General features: G+C 65.8%; 17 protein-coding genes. 6 read left to right on the forward strand and 11 right to left on the reverse strand.

The window, feature by feature from the left end:
• Positions 1-33 precede the first annotated feature (33 nt).
• Together htpG and HUX88_RS19170 are read right to left on the reverse strand one after the other, a co-directional pair.
• Positions 34-1953, reverse strand: a complete 1920-nt coding sequence (gene htpG, locus HUX88_RS19165; RefSeq protein ID WP_176362794.1) for a molecular chaperone HtpG — start codon at positions 1951-1953, stop codon at positions 34-36.
• Between the two features lie 80 nt (positions 1954-2033).
• The gene (locus HUX88_RS19170) at positions 2034-3713 is read right to left on the reverse strand and encodes a PLP-dependent aminotransferase family protein (RefSeq protein ID WP_176362795.1); all 1680 of its coding nucleotides are present in this window, start codon (positions 3711-3713) and stop codon (positions 2034-2036) included.
• Positions 3714-3819: 106 nt separating this feature from the next.
• Here HUX88_RS19170 and HUX88_RS19175 point away from each other — a divergent pair, with 106 nt between their 5' ends.
• From HUX88_RS19175 to HUX88_RS19190, 4 genes are all read left to right on the forward strand, one after another.
• Entirely contained in the window at positions 3820-4791 is a 972-nt protein-coding gene (locus tag HUX88_RS19175) for a DMT family transporter (RefSeq protein ID WP_176362796.1), read from the forward strand.
• An 87-nt stretch (positions 4792-4878) separates the two neighbouring features.
• On the forward strand, positions 4879-5340 hold the full coding sequence (locus HUX88_RS19180; RefSeq protein ID WP_117013612.1) for a RidA family protein: 462 nt from the start codon (positions 4879-4881) through the stop codon (positions 5338-5340).
• Positions 5341-5440: 100 nt separating this feature from the next.
• On the forward strand, positions 5441-6634 hold the full coding sequence (locus HUX88_RS19185) for a PLP-dependent aminotransferase family protein (RefSeq protein ID WP_117013611.1): 1194 nt from the start codon (positions 5441-5443) through the stop codon (positions 6632-6634).
• Between the two features lie 254 nt (positions 6635-6888).
• Positions 6889-8253, forward strand: coding sequence for a diguanylate cyclase domain-containing protein (locus HUX88_RS19190; protein WP_217916374.1), 1365 nt, complete (start codon positions 6889-6891; stop codon positions 8251-8253).
• On the opposite strand, the gene HUX88_RS19195 is transcribed toward HUX88_RS19190, so the two are convergent.
• On the reverse strand, positions 8231-9394 hold the full coding sequence (locus HUX88_RS19195) for a hypothetical protein (protein WP_176362797.1): 1164 nt from the start codon (positions 9392-9394) through the stop codon (positions 8231-8233). The genes HUX88_RS19190 and HUX88_RS19195 overlap by 23 nt on opposite strands.
• Positions 9395-9567: 173 nt before the next feature.
• Here HUX88_RS19195 and HUX88_RS19200 point away from each other — a divergent pair, with 173 nt between their 5' ends.
• Positions 9568-10623: an AraC family transcriptional regulator gene (locus HUX88_RS19200; RefSeq protein ID WP_176362798.1), complete on the forward strand. Its 1056-nt coding sequence runs from the start codon at positions 9568-9570 to the stop codon at positions 10621-10623.
• A gap of 10 nt (positions 10624-10633) precedes the next feature.
• Here the strand turns inward: HUX88_RS19200 and HUX88_RS19205 are convergent, their stop codons facing one another.
• The 3 genes from HUX88_RS19205 to HUX88_RS32470 are packed head-to-tail and all read right to left on the reverse strand — an operon-like array spanning position 10634 to position 14441.
• Positions 10634-11500 (reverse strand): SDR family oxidoreductase, encoded by an 867-nt coding sequence (locus HUX88_RS19205; RefSeq protein ID WP_176362799.1) that lies wholly within the window; start codon positions 11498-11500, stop codon positions 10634-10636.
• Between the two features lie 11 nt (positions 11501-11511).
• Positions 11512-13032, reverse strand: coding sequence for an aldehyde dehydrogenase (locus HUX88_RS19210; RefSeq protein ID WP_176362800.1), 1521 nt, complete (start codon positions 13030-13032; stop codon positions 11512-11514).
• A gap of 11 nt (positions 13033-13043) precedes the next feature.
• Positions 13044-14441 carry an NAD(P)/FAD-dependent oxidoreductase gene (locus HUX88_RS32470; protein ID WP_117013606.1) on the reverse strand — a complete coding sequence of 466 codons (1398 nt, stop codon included), beginning with the start codon at positions 14439-14441 and terminating at the stop codon, positions 13044-13046.
• 249 nt (positions 14442-14690) lie between these two features.
• On the opposite strand from HUX88_RS32470, the gene HUX88_RS19220 reads away from it, so the two are divergent.
• Positions 14691-17117 (forward strand): TonB-dependent receptor, encoded by a 2427-nt coding sequence (locus HUX88_RS19220; protein ID WP_373886813.1) that lies wholly within the window; start codon positions 14691-14693, stop codon positions 17115-17117.
• Between the two features lie 80 nt (positions 17118-17197).
• Here HUX88_RS19220 and HUX88_RS19225 read toward each other — a convergent pair whose 3' ends face one another.
• From HUX88_RS19225 to HUX88_RS19245, 5 genes are all read right to left on the reverse strand, one after another.
• Positions 17198-17563: a DUF4844 domain-containing protein gene (locus tag HUX88_RS19225; protein WP_176362801.1), complete on the reverse strand. Its 366-nt coding sequence runs from the start codon at positions 17561-17563 to the stop codon at positions 17198-17200.
• 30 nt (positions 17564-17593) lie between these two features.
• Complete coding sequence (locus HUX88_RS19230) at positions 17594-18244, reverse strand: GNAT family N-acetyltransferase (protein WP_373886814.1); 651 nt, start codon at positions 18242-18244, stop codon at positions 17594-17596.
• A gap of 23 nt (positions 18245-18267) precedes the next feature.
• Entirely contained in the window at positions 18268-18561 is a 294-nt protein-coding gene (locus HUX88_RS19235) for a type II toxin-antitoxin system VapC family toxin (protein ID WP_176362802.1), read from the reverse strand.
• A 32-nt stretch (positions 18562-18593) separates the two neighbouring features.
• Positions 18594-18830: a type II toxin-antitoxin system Phd/YefM family antitoxin gene (locus tag HUX88_RS19240; protein WP_176362803.1), complete on the reverse strand. Its 237-nt coding sequence runs from the start codon at positions 18828-18830 to the stop codon at positions 18594-18596.
• Between the two features lie 70 nt (positions 18831-18900).
• Complete coding sequence (locus HUX88_RS19245; RefSeq protein WP_176362804.1) at positions 18901-19860, reverse strand: hypothetical protein; 960 nt, start codon at positions 19858-19860, stop codon at positions 18901-18903.
• Positions 19861-19865: the final 5 nt, after the last annotated feature.

The raw sequence follows: 19865 nt of genomic DNA on the forward strand, positions 1-19865 counted from the left end.
AACCCTAAAATAGCACAACTCCCGGGACAGGTCTTACTTGCTTGCCCCGTTCAGCAGCATCTCGTTCAGACGCTTGACGAAGGTGGCCGGATCGCTCAGCGAACCGCCCTCGGCCAGCAGCGCCTGGTCGAACAGGATGTTGGCCCAGTCGCTGAAGGCGCTGCCCGCCTCCTCGTACTTCAGGCGCGTCACCAGCGGATGGTTCGGGTTGATCTCCAGGATGGGCTTGGATTCGGGCGCGCTCTGGCCGGCCGCCTTCAGCATGCGCAGCAGGTTGCCCGACAGCTCATGCTCGTCCGCCACCAGGCAGGCCGGCGAATCGGTCAGGCGGAACGTCACGCGCACGTCCTTGGCCTTGTCCGACAAGGCTTCCTTCATCTTGCCGACCAAATCCTTGTACGAAGTCTCGGTCTCCTCGTGCTCCTTCTTCTCGGCCTCGTCCTCCAGCGCGCCCAGATCCAGGCCGCCCTTGGCCACCGACACCAGCTCCTTGCCTTCGAACTCGGTCAGGAAGGACAGCATCCACTCGTCCACGCGGTCGGTCAGCAGCAACACTTCCACGCCCTTCTTGCGGAAGATTTCCAGGTGCGGCGAGTTCTTCGCGGCGACGTAGTTGTCGGCCGTGACGTAGTAGATCTTGTCCTGGCCTTCCTTCAGGCGCGCCACGTACTGCTCCAGCGAGACGCTTTGCTCGTCGCTGTCGTTGGCGGTCGACGCGAAGCGCAGCAGCTTGGCCAGACGGTCCTTGTTGGTCGCGTCCTCGCCGATGCCCTCCTTCAGCACCTGGCCGAACTCCTTCCAGAAGGTGACGTACTTGTCCTTCTTCTCCTGCTCCTCGGCGTTCGCCAGCTCCTCCAGCATGCCGATCACACGCTTGGTCGAGCCGTCACGGATCACCTTCACATCGCGCGACTCCTGCAGGATCTCGCGCGACACATTCAGCGGCAGGTCGGCCGAATCGATCACACCCTTGACCATGCGCAGGTAGGCCGGCATCAGCTGCTCGGCATCGTCCATGATGAACACGCGCTTGACATACAGCTTGATGCCGCCGCGCTTGTTGCGGTCCCACAGGTCGAACGGCGCCTTGGCCGGGATGTACAGCAGCTGCGTGTACTCGCTGCGGCCTTCCACGCGGTTGTGCGTGTGCGTCAGCGGCGCCTGGAAGTCGTGCGACACGTGCTTGTAGAATTCCTCGTACTGCTCCGGCGTGATGTCCGCCTTGTTGCGGGCCCACAGCGCGCTGGCCTGGTTGATGGTTTCCAGCTCGTCCTTGACGACGGTTTCCTTCTTCTCCTCGTCCCACTCCTCCTTCGCCATCACGATCGGCAGCGAGATGTGGTCCGAGTACTTGCGGATGATGGACTTGATCTTCCACGACGACAGCAGCTCGTCCTCGCCCTCGCGCAGGTGCAGGATGATGTCGGTGCCGCGGCCGGTCTTCTCGATCTGCTCGACCGAGTAATCGCCCTCGCCGGCCGATTCCCAGCGCACGCCTTCGGAGGCCGGCGCGCCGGCGCGGCGGGTTTCGACGGTGATCTTGTCGGCCACGATGAAGCCCGAATAGAAGCCCACGCCGAACTGGCCGATCAGGGCCGCGTCCTGCTGCTGGTCGCCCGACAGCTTGCCGAAGAACTCCTTGGTGCCCGATTTGGCGATGGTGCCCAGGTGCGAGATCGCCTCGTCGCGGCTCATGCCGATGCCGTTGTCGGAAATCGTGATGGTGCGCGCGGCCTTGTCGAACGATACCTTGATCTTCAGTTCATGGTCGTTGCCGTACAGGGCGTCGTTGTTGATCGCCTCGAAGCGCAGCTTGTCGGACGCGTCGGACGCGTTCGAAATCAGCTCGCGCAGGAAAATCTCTTTATTGGAGTACAGCGAATGGATCATCAGCTGCAGCAGCTGTTTTACTTCGGCCTGAAATCCCAGGGTTTGCTTATCGGTGTCTGCCATTTTGAAAGCCTCAATAGTCTTGTGGTGGATGATACAAAAAACGCAAAAGTTCCAAGAAAGTGGGGATTATAAGAGCGATTTCAAGAGCGGCCCAACTCCCGTTCGAGGAAACGCCACACCGCCGGCTCCTGCATGGCCGCCACATTGACCCGCATGCGGGTCGACGGCAGCTGCTTGGGCGAGAACAGGCTGCCCGGCGCCAGCAGCATGTTGTGCGCCATCGCCTTCTCGGTCAGCACATTGGTGTCGCAGCCGGCATCGACCCACACGAACATGCCGGCCGGCGCCACCAGGTCCACCTTCAGCCCCACCCGCTCCATCTGGCGGATGGTCTTGGCGCGGATGCCGTCGAGCCGCGCACGCACCCGGTCGATATGCTTGCGGAACGAGCCCTCCGACAGCACCTTGTACACCACCCGCTCGCCGATCTCGCTGGTGGTGAGCATGGTCAGCATCTTGCGGTCGGCCAGGCGCTCGGCACGTTCCGGCGACGTCGCGATGAAGCCCACCCGCAGGTTGGCCGCCATCGTCTTCGAAAAGCCGCCCAGGTAAATCACCCTTTGCAGCTGGTCCAGCGCCGCCAGCCGCGTGGCCGGCTGCACCGCGGCGCCGGGATGCAGGTCGCAATAGATGTCGTCTTCGACGATGACGAAGTCGTGTTCCTCCGCCAGCCGCAGCACCTGGAAGGCCTTGGCCGCCGACAGCGAGGTCGAACTGGGGTTGTGCAGTACCGAATTGATGATGTACAGCTTGGGCTTGTGCAGCGCCGCCAGCTCCGCCAGCTGCGCGATGTCCGGGCCGTCGGCCAGGCGCGGAATGCCCACCACCTTGGCGCCCAGCGCCGCGAAGGAGCCGAACATCAGGAACCAGGCCGGATCGTCGACGAAGATCGTGTCGCCGGGCCGCGTGAACTCGCGCGCCACCAGGTCCAGCGCCTGCGTCACGCCGGCCGTGGTGACGATCTGCTCCGGCGCGGCGGCGATCTCCAGCTCCGCCAGCTTCAGCTGCAGCTGCTGGCGCAGCGGCAGGAAGCCCTGCGGCACGCCATAGCCGATCAACAGGTTGGCGTTCTGCCGGCTGACCGCGCGCAGCGCATTGCCGATGGCGACACCGTCCATCCAGTCCGGCGGCAGCACGCCGGTGCCCGGCATCTGCCCGTGCGGCATCTGGCGGAACATGTTCCGCACCAGCCAGACCACGTCGATCGGCTTCACGCCCGGGTGTTCGCGTTCCGCCTCGCCGGTCCGGCGCCGCCCGCCCGGCCGCCGCTGCGCCAGGTTCAGCTCCATCGCCGCCGGCTCGCGCACGAAAAAGCCCGCGCCCCGGCGCGACTCCAGATAACCGGAGGCCACCAGCTTGTCGTAGCCGGCCACCACCGTGAACGCCGACACCCCGTGCGCCGCCGCGAACGCGCGGATCGACGGCATGCGCGCGCCGCCGCGCAGCAGGCGGTCGTCGATGCGCGCCGCCACCGAGCGCACGATCTGGTCGATCAGCGTCTCGCCCGACTCGCGCGACAGCAGGCCCACGATAGGCCCGGACTGCGCCGCCTTGCCGGCCGCCCGTGCCGCACGCGCCGGCGCAGGCGTCGGCGCCACCGCCGCCACCGCGGGCCCCGGCGCAGCCGCCGCCACGGCCCGGCCGGAAACCGCCTTGGCCGCCGAACGCGCCTCGGCCGCCGCCAGCGCATCGGCCACCGCCTCCGCCGCGGCCGACGCGGCGGCGCCCAAAAGTGAAGTGCGCGTGCGTGTATTGGTCATTTTACCGTCACAGTATGAGAAATTATGTGCGTAAGTGTACTGGCACTGTACTGGTTTTGTCACGTAGCATACATCCATACCAACCATAACCAACCCTGGAGACCGCATGACCCACAGCGCCCCGCCGCCCGCCGCCGTCCCCATCGCCACCCGTCCCGGCCTGAGCGACGAAACCACCGGCATGCTGCTCGGCCTGATCGCGGTCGCCATCTTCAGCCTGACGCTCCCCTTCACCCGCCTGGCCGTGGGCGGCGGCGATGCGGGCAACGGCCTGTCGCCCGCCTTCGTCGCCCTCGGCCGCGCGCTGGTGGCCGCCGCGCTGGCCGCCGGCTGGCTGGCCTGGAAGCGCGCGCCGCTGCCGCCGCGCTCCGCCCTGGCGCCGCTGGCCATGGTGGCGGCAGGTTGCATCATCGGCTTCCCCTGGCTGACCTCCATCGCCATGCGCAGCCTGCCGGCCGCCCACGGCGCCGTGCTGGTCGGCATCCTGCCGCTGGCCACCGCCGTCTTCGGCGCCCTGCTGGCCGGCGAAAAGCCGTCGCCCGGCTTCTGGGTCATGGCCAGTGTGGGCTCGGCGCTGGTGATCGGCTTCGCGCTGGGCCAGAGCGGCGGCAGCCTGCAGCCGGCCGACCTGGCCATCTTCCTGGCCGTGCTGCTGGCCGCCATGGGCTACGCCGCCGGCGGCCGCCTGTCGCAGACGCTGGGCGGACAGCAAACCATCTGCTGGGCGCTGCTGCTCTCGGCGCCGGCGCTGCTGCCGCTGGTCGGCTGGCTGTGCTGGCAGGACGGCCCCCGGCTGGCCGCGGCCAGCGCCGCCGCCTGGACCGGCTTCGCCTACGTCTCCGTGTTCTCGATGTTCATCGGATTCTTCTTCTGGTACCGCGGCATGGCGCTGGGCGGCGTGGCGCGGGTCGGCCAGGTGCAGCTGGTCCAGCCCTTCCTGTCGCTGCTCGGCGCGGCCCTGGTGCTGGGCGAGGCGCTCGCATGGCCCACCGTGGTTTTTGCAATCGCCGTCATCGCCGTGGTGGGTGCCGGCCGCAAAATGCAGGTAAAACGGGGCGAAAACCGTAGACTATCTTGATTTCGCCGCGATTGCGGGCAGCCCCTGCCGCTGACGTACAATATCGGTCTTGAACCTGCATTTCCCACTTACTCTTTGGATAACCACATGTCTGTCTACGAAAAACTGAAAGCGCTCGATATCACCCTCGCCGCACCCGCCACCCCGGCGGCGGCCTACGTCATGTACGCCCAAACCGGCAACCTGGTGTTCCTGTCGGGTCATATCGCCAAGCGCGCCGACGGCAGCGTGTGGGTCGGCCAGCTGGGCAAGAACATCGACACCGCCGAAGGCAAGGCCGCCGCGCGCGCCATCGCCGTCGACCTGATGGGCACCCTGCAGGCCGCCGTCGGCGGCGACCTGACCCGCGTCAAGCGCATCGTCAAGGTCATGAGCCTGGTGAACTCCACGCCCGAATTTACCGAACAGCACCTGGTCACCAACGGCGCCTCCGAGCTGCTGGGCGAAGTCTTCGGCGAAGCCGGCAAGCACGCCCGCTCGGCCTTTGGTGTCGCACAAATCCCGCTTGGCGCCTGCGTCGAAATCGAACTGATCGCGGAAGTCGCGTAAGCGGGCGGCTTCTTACCCGAAGCCGTTCCTTTTATAAGAGCACGCCACAAGCGAGCTTGATGAACAACCGGCAGCGCCGGTTACCTTTAGTGAGACATGTATGAAAATCGAAAACCCCAATCCGATCCAGTGGCGCTTCTCCGAACGCGCCGACCAGCTGCAATCGTCCTTCATCCGCGAGATCCTCAAGATCACCCAGCAGCCGGAGATCATCTCCTTCGCCGGCGGCCTGCCGTCGCCGCTGACCTTCCCGGTCGACGAGATGAAAGCCGCCTTCGACAAGGTGCTCAGCGAAAACGGCAAGGTCGCCCTGCAATACGGCCCGACCGACGGCTACCTGCCGCTGCGCCAGTGGATCGCCGACTCGCTCTCCACCAACGGCGCGAAAATCGTGCCGGAACAGGTCTTGATGACCTCCGGCTCCCAGCAGGCGCTGGACCTGCTGGGCAAGGTGCTGATCGACGAAGGCAGCCGCGTGCTGGTCGAGACCCCGTCCTACCTGGGCGCGCTGCAGGCGTTCTCGGTCTACCGTCCTGAATTCAAATCCGTCGCCACCGACGAACATGGCCTGGTGCCGTCGTCGCTGGACGCCGTCGCCCAGGGCGCGCGCCTGCTGTACGCGCTGCCGAACTTCCAGAACCCGACCGGCCGCACCCTGTCCGTCGAGCGCCGCCTGGAGCTGGTGGAAACCTGCGCCCGCCTCGGCCTGCCGCTGATCGAGGACGACCCGTACGGCGCCCTGAGCTACAAGGGCGACCCGCTGCCGAAGATGGTGGCGATGAACCCGGACGGCGTGATCTACATGGGCTCCTTCTCCAAGGTGCTGACCCCCGGCATCCGCCTGGGCTACGTGGTCGCCCCGCTGCCGCTGGTGCGCCGCCTGGAGCTGGCCAAGCAGGCCGCCGACCTGCACACCTCGCAGCTGACCCAGATGGTCGTGCACGAAGTGATCAAGGACGGCTTCCTGGGCCGCCACATCCCGAAGATCCGCGCCCTGTACGGTGACCAGTGCCAGGTCATGCTGGACGCCATGGCCCAGCACTTCCCGGCCGGCGTCGAGTGGACCAAGCCGGAAGGCGGCATGTTCATCTGGGTCACGCTGCCTAAGCACATCGACGCCATGAAGCTGCTGGACGAAGCCATCGCCCAGAAGGTCGCCTTCGTTCCGGGTTCGCCGTTCTACGCCAACGAGCCGGAGACCAACACGCTGCGCCTGTCCTTCGTCACCGTGGCGCCGGACCGCATCCGCACCGGCATCGAGATCCTCGGCAAGCTGATCGCCGCCAAGATCTAAACGTCCCGCCATTTGTGGGCGGCCGCGCGCCGCCCACAAATACAACAAAGCCGCCGCGACTTTATCACCAAAAGTAACGATCGCCGGCCAAAGCCATAACATCCCATCAACATTAAGTAAGCCACTCGCATGCTGGCGTGGCATCGCCGCCAATTCCGAAGAAATCCTCAAAAAACTGCCCATGATTTTTCACATGGCGGCGGGCCGACGCGTTATGATTTGAACGAATAGTCACTTTCCTATCAGGCCAGCCCTTGTTCAACCCAGTCTCCAATCCTCTTCTGGCCACGCGGCGCGACGCCGCGATACTCATAGTGGACGACGCGCCGGAGAACCTGAGCGCGCTGCGCAAGCTGATGGTCCAGCAAGGCTACCAGACCTTTGTCGCCACCTCGGGCGAACGGGCGCTGAAGATCGCCCGCCGCGTCCATCCCGACCTGATCCTGCTCGACGTGGTCATGCCCGGCATGGACGGCTTCGAGACCTGCCGCCAGCTCAAGAGCCACGCCGCCACCCAGCGCATCCCGGTCATCTTCATGAGCGCGCGCACCGGGACCGAGGACGTGGTGGCCGGCTTCGACATCGGCGCGGTGGACTACATCAGCAAGCCGCTGCGCATGGCCGAGGTGAGCGCCCGCGTACGCACGCAGCTCAACATCCGCAGCCGCAGCGAGACCCAGGAGGAGCAGGCCGAGCGCCTGCGCACCATCGTCAACAACATGGCCGAGGGCCTGCTGATCATCGAGGCGGACGGCCGCATCCAGTTCACCAACCCGGCCTGCGACAAATACCTGGGCTACCAGGAAAACGAGCTGGCCGGCAGCTCCATCGCCGACCTGCTCAATCCCCTGGTGGCGCAGGAATACCTGGACTACTTCGACCGCTACGCCGCCGCGCCGGAGTCGGCGCACAGCCACGGCACGCGCGAAGTGATCATCCGCCACCGCGACGGCAGCTCGGTGTGCATGGACCTGACGCTGACGCCGATGTACCTGCGCCAGCCGCTGTTCATCGGCCTGCTGCACGACATCACCCACCACAAGCAGTCGGAGGACGCGCTGCAGCGCGCCGCCATGGTCGACCCGCTGACCAAGATCGCCAACCGCCGCCACTTCGACACCTTCCTCGAAAAGGAATGGCAGCGCGCCATGCGCAGCGGCCTGCCCCTGTCGCTGGTGGTGCTGGACGTCGACCACTTCAAGCTGTACAACGACACCCTGGGCCACCCGGCCGGCGACGCCTGCCTGCAGCAGGTAGCGCAGGCCATCGCCTCGCACGCGCTGCGCCCGACCGACCTGGCGGCGCGCTACGGCGGCGAGGAGTTCGTGCTGCTGTTCGCCGAAACCGACGGCGACTCGGCCCACCTGCTGGCCGAATCGATCCGCGCCCACGTCGAATCGCTGCAGATCCCGCACCCGCGCTCGACCACCTCGGCGTGGCTGACGGTGAGCATCGGCGTGGCCACCATCCGGCCGCACCAGCTGGACAACATCGAATCGCTGTTCGTCGCCGCCGACCGCGCCATGTACGTGGCCAAGGAGGGCGGCCGCAATCAGGTGCAGGCCACCACCACCGGCAGCGCCGCGATGGAGGCCGTCAAGGCGCTGGTGATGCGCTGATCCGGCCGTGGCCGCGCAGGGCCTTGAGCCCGAGCGGCACGCTGGCCGCCAGCGCCAGCACCGAAAACAGGATCACGCCCACGCCGCCCAGATCCTGGAACAGCGCCCCGGCGCCGACCGTCCCCAGCGCCACCGCCGCGAAGGTCACCACCACCGATTGCGACAGCAGCCTGCCGTCGTGGTCGCGCGCCGAGATGAAGCTGTTCAGTATCGCCATGACGGTATAGAAGGCCACGTTCAGCGCCAGTTGCGCGACGAAGAACGCCGCCACGCTGCGCGCCATGAAGAAGACCGCCACCGACGCCGACATCACCACCAGCGCCGCCATCACCGTCAGTCCGCGCCGCGCCGCCAGCGCCGGTATGGCCGGCACCACCGCGCCGAAGAAGCCCAGCAGCGACGACAGCGACAGCACCATGCCGACGGAAGGCAGCGACAGGCCGATGCGCTCCCCCTGCAGCGCCGACACCGCCCACACGCCCGCCTGCACGCTGTAGACGCCGACGAACACGCCCCACGCCAGCCATACCTCCCGCCGTCCGCGCCGGTGGCCGGCATGGCCCGCCGGCTGCGGCGCCGGCCTCAGCGCCGGCCCCCGCCCCGCCGCCCGCCCCCGCACCGCGGCCAGCAGCGCCAGCCCGTACCAGATCCCGCTGCCCGCCGCCACGCCCGGCAGCAGCGTCAACAACGTGAACACCCCCGCCACCGCCAGCCCGGAAAGCAGCAGCACCACGCCCCACAGGCGTTCCGCGTCGCGATGGCAAGCCAGGCAGATGCCGACCATGACGATCATCTGCGCCTCGCAAAAGCCGGCAGCGAAACGCGCCATGGCGAACGCCGGCGCCGACACCGTCAGCGCCGACAGCACCTGGCTCCACACCAGCATCACCAGCGCACCGGCGGTGAGCTGCGACGGCCAGCGCCTGGCCAGCGCCGGCAGCGCGACGCAGCCGGCCAGCATGCCCACCATCTCCGCCCCGGCCAGCATGGAGGCCGCGCCCTCGTCCAGCCGCAGGCGCGCCATCGCGTTCGTCACCAGCAGCGGCATCATGGTGGTGCCGCCGATGCCCAGCGCCCAGCTGCAAGCCAGGACGAAGGTGGGACGGATTTGGCGCGCGGGCCGCGCTGGCGTAATGATCATCTTTCCTCCGAAGTGAGCGGCGAGATTGCACGCTGGAGTCAAGCATACGGCGGCGGCACGCGGCATGGGGGCCGAAGCGGCCAAAAAGAGACACCGATCCGGCCATTTCCACGCCGGACGCCCCACGTCCGCGAATCCATACTATGCTGGCTCCATCTACAAAAGGAGCTGCCGTGACGGCGAAATCCCACCATCCCGATTCCGACGCCGACGTGCCGCCGCATGTGATCCGCCAGGTCCTGCAATTGCTGGCCAGCCGCGGCCACTCGCCCGAACGCCTGTGCAAGGGCCTGGGCTTCACGCCCGAGAACCTGTGCGACGCCAGCTTCCGCGTCTCCTACCGCCAAACCAGCCTGCTGGTGAAGCGCGCCATGCAGCGCTGGGGCGACCCGGCCATCGGCATCGCCACCGGCGCGCGCCAGACCGTGGTCTGTTTCGGCCTGCCCGGCCTGGGCATGCTGACCTGCGCCACGCTGGGAGAAGCCTTCCACTACCTGGTGCGCCACCAGCGCGCCGCCGGCGCCCTCACCGTCAATGAACTCGGCATCCTCGACGAACACCACTTCGTCGCCGAAGTCACCACCCGCTTCCACGATCCTGAAATGGAGCCCTTCTTCATCGAGGAGATTTTCGTCAGCAGCGTGGAGGTGTCGCGCGCCTTGGTCGGCTCGCATTTCCGGCCCGCGCGGCTGGAGCTGCGCTACCCGCGCCCGGCCTACGCCAGCGCCTACAACGAATACTTCCGCTGCCCGGTGACGTTCAACGCGCCGATGAACCGGCTGATCTGCGACATGGCCTGGTTCCACTGCCCGCTGCCCACCCACGACCGCTACATGCAGACCACGCTGCAGGCGCAGATCGACAAGCTGCTGAACGTGGACCAGCCGCGCAACGACCTGGTGGAATCGATCATGAACCTGTTGCGGGTCTCGATCGACGAAGTGCCCGGCCTGGCCACCATCGGCGCGGCGCTCAACCTCAGCGAACGCACGCTGCGGCGCCGCCTGTCGGACCTGAACACGAGCTACCAGCGGCTGGTCGACCAGGTGCGCTACGAATGCGCGCTCGACCTGCTCAAGCGCAGCGACATGCCGCTGGTGGACGTCGCCATGGCCACCGGCTTCACCGACGCGCGCAACTTCCGCCGCGCGTTCAAACGCTGGTCCGGCATGCTGCCGAACCAGGTGCGCCAGGGCGCGGCGGCGCCGCGCCCCAACGCCTGGGCCTAACGCTGGCCCGTCAGGACAGCTCCCACTTGCCTTCGTTGGAAACCACCAGCCCGCGCTTGCGCAGCGATTCCATGTAGCGCGCGTGGCCGCGCACGCCCTTCTTGCGGAACAGCGGTATCAAGCGCGGAAGGAAATTCGGCGCCAGCATCGCCAGCCGCACCGACCACGACTCGCTCCAGCGCGGGTAACGCTCCAGGCAGGGATTGTCGAGCATGCGCATCACCTGGCGCGCCACGTCCGCCGGCTGCTGCGGCGGGTCCATAAACTGCAGCGTATTGCCGCCTTCGACCGCCTCGCGCATCAGCATCGGCGTCTCCGTGGCCGAAGGCAGCACGCTGCCCACATGCACGCCGTGCCGTTCGCGGTCCATGCCCAGGCACAGCATGGCCCCGCGCAGCCCGAACTTGGTGGCCGAATACACGCCCGTCTCCGGCAGCGGGAAGATGCCGCCCAGGGACACGGTGTTGATCACGCGGCCATCGCCGCTGCGCTGCAGGGCCGCGAAGGCCAGCCGCGTCAACACGATGGGCGACAGCAGGTTGATGTTCAACTCCCCCAGGATATGGTCGACCGAACGCTCCTCGAAATGGCCGGTGCCGGTGATGGCGGCGTTGTTGACCAGGATGTCCAGCCGCCCGTAGCGCGCCTGCACGAAGGCCAGCAGCGCGGGCAGCTTGCTGAAATCGGACAGGTCCACCGCCACGCCGACCGCCGCCGGCCCCAGCTCGGCGGTGGCGCGGTCCAGCGCCTCCTGATTGTGGTCGGCCAGCACGCAGATGATGCCGCGCTCGATGAAGCCACGGCAGATCTCGCGGCCGATGCCGCCGGCGCCGCCGGTGATGAGAGCGACCCGGCCGCTCTTCGAAGTAATAGCCATGTGTGTTCCTATCAGATGGTGCCGGTGCCGCCGGCCGCGCCGAGCTGCATCCAGATGGTCTTGGTCTCGGTGTACTGGTCGTGCGCCATCAGCGATTTCTCGCGCCCGCCGAAGCCGGACTCCTTGTAGCCGCCGAACGGCACGCCGGTATCGCCTTCGGAAAAGCAGTTGACCGACACCGTGCCGGCCCGTATCGCCCGCGCCACGCCGTGCGCCGCATCCAGGTTGCTGGTGTAGACCGACGAGGCCAGGCCGTAGTTGGTGTCGTTGGCCATCGCCACGCCCTCGGCCAGCGTATCGAAGCCCAGCACCGACAGCACCGGCCCGAAGATCTCCTCGCGGGCGATGTTCATCGAAGGCTGCACATGGTCGAAAATCGTCGGCTCCACGAAGCTCCCGCCGGAATCGCGCCGCACCTGCGCGCCGCCGTGCACCAGCGCCGCGCCCTGCGCCTTGCCGCCGTCGATGTAGGCCAGTACGCGCTGCATGTGGCCAGGCTCGATCAGCGCGCCCACCCGCGTGGCCGGATCGAGCGGATCGCCGACCCGCCACTCGTCGAACGCCCCCTTGACCAGTTCCAGCAGCTCGTCCTTGCGCGAGCGATGGACGATCAGGCGCGAACCCGCGCTGCAGTTCTCGCCCTGGCAGAACAGCGCCCCCGTGGCCACCTGCTGCGCCACGCGCGGCAAATCGGCGGCATCGGCCAGCACCAGCGCCGGGCTCTTGCCGCCGCATTCCAGCACCACCCGCTTCAGGTTCGACTCGGCCGAATACTTCAGGAACAGCCGCCCCACCTCGCCCGAGCCGGTGAAGCTGATGCAGTCGATATCGCGGTGCCGGCCCATCGCCTGCCCCACCGTCTCGCCGTAGCCCGGCACGATATTGAGCACGCCCTCCGGCACGCCGGCCTCCAGCGCCAGGCGGCCCAGCATCAGCGCCGTCAGCGAGGTCTGCTCGGCGGGCTTGATCACCATCGAATTGCCGCTGGCGAGCGCCGGGCCGATCTTCCAGCCGGCCAGATACAGCGGAAAATTCCACGGCAGGACCGCGCCCACCACGCCGATCGGCTCGCGCACGATCATCGCCACCACATCGGACGCGGTCGGCGCCATCTGGTCGTACAGCTTGTCGGCCGCCTCGGCGTGCCAGCGCAGGCTCTCGATCATGTCCGGCAGGTCGGCCGCCAGCGCATCGCGTATCGGCTTGCCCGAGTCCAGGCTCTCCATGATCGCCAGCGTCTCCAGGTTGGCCTCGACCAGGTCGGCCAATCGCAGCAGCACCTTCTTGCGGTGCTTGGGCGAGGCCCCCGACCAGTGTCCGCGCTCGAAGGCCTGGCGCGCCGCGCTGACCGCATCGTCCACTTCCACCGCGCCGCAGCGGGCGATGCCAACCAGCCGCCGCCCGGTGGCGGGATTGACGGAGTCGAATTCCTCGGCCGAGACGGCGTTGACGAAACGCCCGCCGATCAGCGCGCGGGTTTCAAAGTCCAGCTGCGCGGCTTGCTGCTGGTAGTACTGCAAAGTCTTGTCCATGTATGGGATCCTCACGCGGCCACGCGCAGCGCCGGCGACCGTTGCGCCGTGGCGCCGGTGCGCAGATGGTCGTAATAGGTCTCACTCAGCTCCGGCCAGCCCATCTTCCTGCGCAGGCGCTTCAGGTAGGACTTGAGCGCATGCGCCTCCAGATAAACCTCGTGCCGCTGCGACTTGACGAATTTCAGGCCGCCCGACAAGTCCGGGTCATCGTTGGCGATCAGCGCATCGAACCGGCTGGCGCCACTCGGGTTGTCCAGCTGGTCGCGCAAGTAGGCCGCGATCATGAAGGCTTCCGTGTCGAACAGCTTGTAGGCACTGGAATTGGTCTCGACATAGCCGATGCCGAACAGGTTGCGGTGGTCGCGGCTGAACATCGACAGGTAAAGCTGCGGCCTGCCGCCGCGCCACTCGAAGTATTCGGCCGCGTATTTGCAGCTCCACTTGTAGCCGGTGGCGTAGATCACCAGGTCCAGCTTCTCGCGGCTGCCGTCCTTGAAGACCACCTCGTCGCCGTCGTAGCTCGCCACGTCCGGCTTGACGGCGATATTGCCGTGCTGGAGATTGTGCAGCAGCTGGGAGTTGAGCAGCGGATGGCTCTCGAACAGGCGGTGGTCCGGCTTGGGCAGGCCGAAGCGGGTCAGGTCGCCGGTGAACATCTTCAGCAAAAGGCCCATGACCGGGCGCGCGATCCACATCGGCAGGTGCGGGCCGCTCTCGCTCACCTGGTCGGCCGGCAGGCCAAACAGATGCTTGGGAATGAAGTGGTAGCCGCGCCGCAGGCTGATGAAAGCCTTGTCCGCGCGCGCCGCCGCGTCGCAGCCGATGTCCGCGCCCGAGTTGCCCGCGCCGACGATCATCACCCGCTTGCCGGCGAATTCGTCGCTGCTCTTGTAGGTGACGGAGTGGCGGATCTCGCCGTTGAAGTGTCCCTTCACCTCCGGCATATTGGGATCCCAGTTGCAGCCCGTGGCGCAGATCACGGCGCGATAACGCCGGCGGCTGCCGTCGCCCAGCGTCACAAGCCACTTGCCGCTGTCCTCCTTCTTCACGTTCTGCACCGCCGTGTTGAAGCGGATCGCGCCGCGCAGGTCGAAGGCTTCGGCATAGCTGCGCACATAGCTCAGTATCTGCTGGTTGGTGGGATAGTCCGGAAACGACTTCGGCATCGGAAAACCGATAAAGCCCGACAGGTCGCGCGACGAGATGAAGTGCGCCGATTCGTAGATCGGGCTACCGGGATTGCTCATGTCCCAGATACCGCCCACGTCCGAATGACGCTCGAACTGTTCATACGCCAGCTTCATGCCCTTCAACGCCCGCGCCGCCGACAGGCCGCCCGGCCCCGCTCCCACCACGCACACCGCGTCGCCGCACTCGATAATTTTATCCGTCTGTTGGTCAGCCATTTCTATCTCCCGTTTTATGAAAAGCCAGGATTCATTGTGCAAACAAAGCCGCCGCCGCATGGGGGCCAAAAGGACAGGCAGGGAGCAATTCCGGCCAAGGCGGCCGCTTGGGCGCACTTACAACGGTGGGGCCGCCTTGGCCATGCCGGCATCCCCGGCTGTCCGATCCAGCCCCCTTCCCCGTTCTTCGCGCGTCTACAGTCCATTCGCAAGGCAGCAAAAAACATAACCATCGAACCGGGAGATATCGTGAAGACACCAGCAGCAAAGCCCCCCTCCAAGCGCTTGCGCACCCTCGCGCACAGCATCGCCATCGCCTTCGCCGGCGGCGCCACGCTCGCCGCGCACGCCGCCAACGACGACATACAGAAAGTGGTCGTCACCGCGCAATCGCGCTCGCAGTCGGCGCAGGAAGTGCCGATCTCGATGGAGGTCATATCGGCCAAGGACATCCAGAACCTCGGCGCCAAGAACCTCGGTGATCTGAACGGTTACCTGCCCGGCCTGCAGGTGGACTCCACCCAGGCAACGCAGCCGGTGTTCGGCATACGCGGCGTGCAGCCCGGCGACTTCGGCATCGGCACCGATACGCCGGTCGGCATCTACGTGGACGGCGTCTACACCGGCAAGACCGGCGGCGCGCTGATGAACTTCATCGACATCCAGCGCGTGGAAGTGCTCAAAGGGCCGCAAGGGACGCTGTTTGGCCGCAACAGCGCCGCCGGCGCGATCTCCGTCGTAACCAATGAGCCGGACAGCAGTTTCGACATGGCCGGCCACGTCAAGGTGGGCAACGACAACCGCGCCAACATGGACGCGATGATCAACGTGCCGCTCGGCCAGGACACGGCCGCGCGCCTGGTGGTGGTGCGCGCCGCCAGCGACGGGTGGGTACGCAACAGCGCCACCGGCACCCGCACCGGCGGCGACAACTCATGGGCCACGCGGCTGTCGCTGAAACAGAAGATCAAGGACGCCACGCTCAACCTCTCGTGGGAACACGAGCAGCTGCGCCAGCACGGCTGGCCAGCGTTCGGCGTGGTCAAGGACCCCACGCTGCCGCAGGGTGGCTACACCGGTGTCTATGATGCGGCCTACGTCGCCAACTTCGTCGATCCGCGCAAGGCGCCGCTGGAGAACGACACCGACGGCGCCGAGCGGCGCGTGTTCGACGGCGTGACGCTGCGCGCCGAACTGCCGCTGGGCGGCGTGACGCTGCATTCCACCACCGCCTTCCGCACCTTCTCCTCGTCCAACCTGACCGACAACGACGGCACCAGCCGCGCCGACTTCCACCTGTCCACCGACGACCACAAGAACGCCTACAACTGGCAGCAGGAATTCAAACTGTCCGGCAAGACCGATAAGCTGGACTGGATCGCCGGCGTGAGCTTCTACGACAACCGCGAACGCCAGACCGCGTCCGCCATCGTCAACACCGCGACGCTGGACACCATCAGCCAGATGCAGGGCGGCGCCGCCGATTTCGCCACGTTGTTCGGCGGCCTCGCGCAGGCCGGCGTGCCGGGCGTCGACGGCTCGTCGAATTTCACGTGGGGCGAAAACACCTACAACAAGCTGCATAGCCGCGCGGTGTCGATCTACGAAGACATCATCTGGCACGCCACGCCGTCCACCAACCTGACCGCCGGCGTGCGCTGGAGCCGCGACCGCAAGACCATGCAGTGGTACGTGCCCGCGCGCCAGTCGCCGGAACTCGACCGCCTGCTCAACACCTACGGCCCGGCCGCCGGGATGGATGCCTCGACCCTGCCGGCCAACGTGGTGTTCAGCGCGGCCGGGCAGCTGGCCGCATCGCCGGTCAGCGCCTCGCACAGCTGGAGCGACTGGAGTCCGCGCGTGGTGGTCGATCATAAAGTCAGTGGCGACCTGCTGCTGTTTGCATCGCTGTCGCAAGGCTACCAGGCCGGCGGCTTCAACGTCTTCACCCCGCCGAATCCATCGTCGGCCGACGCCAAGGCGCGCGACCCGAGCTTCGCGCCCGAGAAGATGACCAACCTGGAGCTGGGTTTCAAGCTCTACGTCCCGAGCATCAAGGCCACGCTGAACGGCTCTCTGTTCGCCTACCGCTTCAAGAACCTGCAGGACATCAAGCTAGGCGGCAGCGGCGCCATCTCGACCTACAACATCGTCAGCAGCGACCAGCAGGCCAAGGGGCTTGATCTCGATGGCCGCATCCGCATCGCGCCCGGCCTCACACTGTTCGCCGGCCTGGAACTGATCGACCAGACCTACCACCGCTACCAGACCACCGGCGACGGCGGCGTGCCGCTGAACCTCTCCGGACAGCCGGTCGGCACGCCCTTCTTCAGCGGCATGGCCGGCATGAACGGCAGCTGGGAAGCGCCCGGCGGCAGGATCAGCGCGACGCTGCAAGGCAGCTACCACAGCAAATCGCGCTGCAACGACGACACGCGCGCCCTGCAGTGCATGAACGCGCCGGCCTTCCGCACGGGAGAAGCCGGCAGCAAGGCCGACCTGCGCCTGGCGTGGGACCACGCCAACGGCAAATTCGGCGTGGCGCTGTTAGTCAACAACCTGTTCGACAAGCGCTACGTCTACAACCTCGATGGCCAGACCAAGACGCTCGGCATGCCGTACGCCAGCGTCACCGCACCACGCGCGATCGGCCTGGAATTGAGGGGCAGCCTGTAAGGGGCGACGGGCGCGCGGCAAGCATGCCGCCGCCCGTCGCTATTGGAGAGTTCTAGTACCGGCCCTGGCGATATCGATCGTCAGATTCCGCCCAGATAGGCGGCAAGCAGGCCGTCTGAACTTTCGATACCTAGAACATCCATGATGGTCTCCATCTCGGTGCCGAAATGTTCGCGTGCTTCGGTGTCCTCATTCTCAACCAGCTTTAACGACCGCTGGAATTCGGTAAGAACCCAGAGCTTGGATGGATTGGCCTCAACGCCCCCAATCAATCGAGCCAGCAAATCATTGAGGACAGCTGACAGGCGCGCCTTCTCCTCGGCCGTGTCTTCTCCCGGAAGAGAATTAAACTTCTCCACTACTCTGAGGATGTGCAGCTTCGTCACCGTCGTATCGTCAAACTCGATAGGCGCATCAATAACTTCGGCGAGCGGGTCATAAATCATAAGGATTTCAGTTGTCTATTCAGGGGATTACTAATCAACCAGCACCGCCGTCGACCACGGCGCCAGCACGGTCCAGCCCAGGCGTTCGTAAAGCGCGCGCCCGGCTTCTGTTGCGACAAGCAGCCGCTCCACGACACCGCCCTTCCCAGCGACGGCATCGAGATGCTGCATCACCACGCTGCCCAGGCCGAGCCGGCGATGGCCTTCTTCGGTAACGATCTGGTCAAACACAGCGCTGCCCGCATGCACCGCGATGCGGCCTGACGCGGCCAACTCGCCGCTGGCATGGACAACACGTGCGATGTATCCACCGTGTTCGGCATCCACCGATACGCGGTAGTCCGGCGGTAATGTCACGGCGCCTGGCGTTGCCGCAGGGCCGTACATCAGATATCCCGGACCTTCTATTGTCCAGCGTTCGGAAAGTGCGGCACGCATAATATCAGGCGCAACCGCCGCTTTCAAAAAAATCCGGGGTGCGTGGATTTGCGCGGCACAGGCTTTCAATGCAGGTCCCGCATCGACGAACACATGGCGGCGTAATTCCCCGGCACTACCAACCTCCACGCACAATCCGCCGGAATGATTTGACGGAAGCGACAGCCCCCGAGCCAGGCTGCGGCCGGTGAGCCAACGTTCGATCAGGGCTAAATTCAACTCTATTGTTCTCTTTAATGTCACGGCCAAAACTTCCTTATCCTCTATCACACCCCATTACGGGAGATCAGGTACAAGGACACGCCCGCTTTCTTCGCTGCCTTGCGCAAATCCCTATCCAGAGTGGCAAGAGGCAGGTTAAGTCGGCGCGCAAGCTCAAGATACTGAGCGTCGTATCCCGTCAGCCTGAACTCTCGCGACACCGCCGCGACGGCAAGCAGCAGGCCGGCGGGAGCGGCGCTATCTACTCGGATCGGCAAATGGCCCAGCTGATAAATAAATCCGGTGACCGCCGCCTCCCCTAACTGGCCGTTTTTTTCCGCACAACGCAGAACATGCACAATTTCAGTTGCCCAGAGAATTCCTTGACCATTTACCGGCGGCCTTTGGTACGCATTTCGACAAATTCAGCTTGGGTAATTTTCCCAGTGCGCGCGCTTTTGATCGCTGCAATGGCATCCCGTGTCTGCTGTACGGAACTGCTGACGCTCGGAACCAGATCCGCAACCGGCGCGCCACGGTTGGTAATCGTTATGCGCTCACCTTGTTGAGCGCGTTTGATGAGATCCGCTAATTTCGTCTTCGCCTCATAGACACCATATGCGCGCATAATGCCTCCAGGTTAGTTCCACCATATGATCTAGTCTATACACCAGACCAACATGAAGCAAGGCGAGATATCAATTGGAGTTATCGAGGCGCAGCCGTGACGCGAAAGTTTGGGCGGCATCGCGCAATACCGACAGCGAATCACCTTTCGCGCCCACTATCGTGCTGGTGATGATCGCGACACGTCCGTTCACATTCAGCAGTTCGGTATAGGCCTGATTACCGGAAGCCTCCGTCAGAAGCGCACACACCTTGTCCGGCTCATCGCATGTCAGCTTGGCGGCGCCCATTTCGGCGACGAAGCGCTGCTTGACGGTGCCGAAGTCCCTCGCCTGAACGGGCTTCGCTCCGTAACGCACATCATCGAGCACAAGAACCATCCGCGCCGGCTTGGACTGCGACACGGAAGCGCCCACCGGAGCGAACGCGCCGATGAACAGACTGGTATTGACCGCGGGACGCAGCCGCTCGTCGGCATACGGGTCGATCAGTACCGGCTCCCACCCCGCCGGCAAGCTCAATGCCAGCGAGCTGGCAGGTGCGCGTCCGACCCGAAGCTTGCTCTCACCGCGCGGCGTGCAATTCGCCGTGGAACCGCCAGCATCGGGCCGGACCCGCACCGACACCGATTTCAAAATGCGCGGCTGCTTTGCGCCGGCCACGCCAGCGGGGAGCTGGCGCTCGATCATCAGCCAACGGTCTTCGATGCGATACCGGAGTTCTGAAGGCGCGCCTTTTGCCGCGCGCGTCGACGGATCGAGCGGCGTCACGCGCAAGGTATCCTGTCCGACGCGCTGCCACGCCGACAAAGTCCCGGTCTGTCCGGAGGCGCCGGAACAGCGCGAACGCACGAATTCCGCATCGTACTCACTCACGCAATCGCCGTTCTGGTCATTATGCGATTGGTCGGCAAGCGTCACCTGCACCTGCTGGCTGCGCCAGCAACCCAACAGCGCTTCGTCGGCACCGGCAGCGTGCGCGCTAAGGCCGACGGCAAACAGCAGCGAACCAAACGCGGAAGGCTTCCACACAATAT

The organism is Duganella sp. BJB1802, assembly GCF_013369445.1.
GTDB lineage: Bacteria > Pseudomonadota > Gammaproteobacteria > Burkholderiales > Burkholderiaceae_D > Rugamonas > Rugamonas vulcania_A.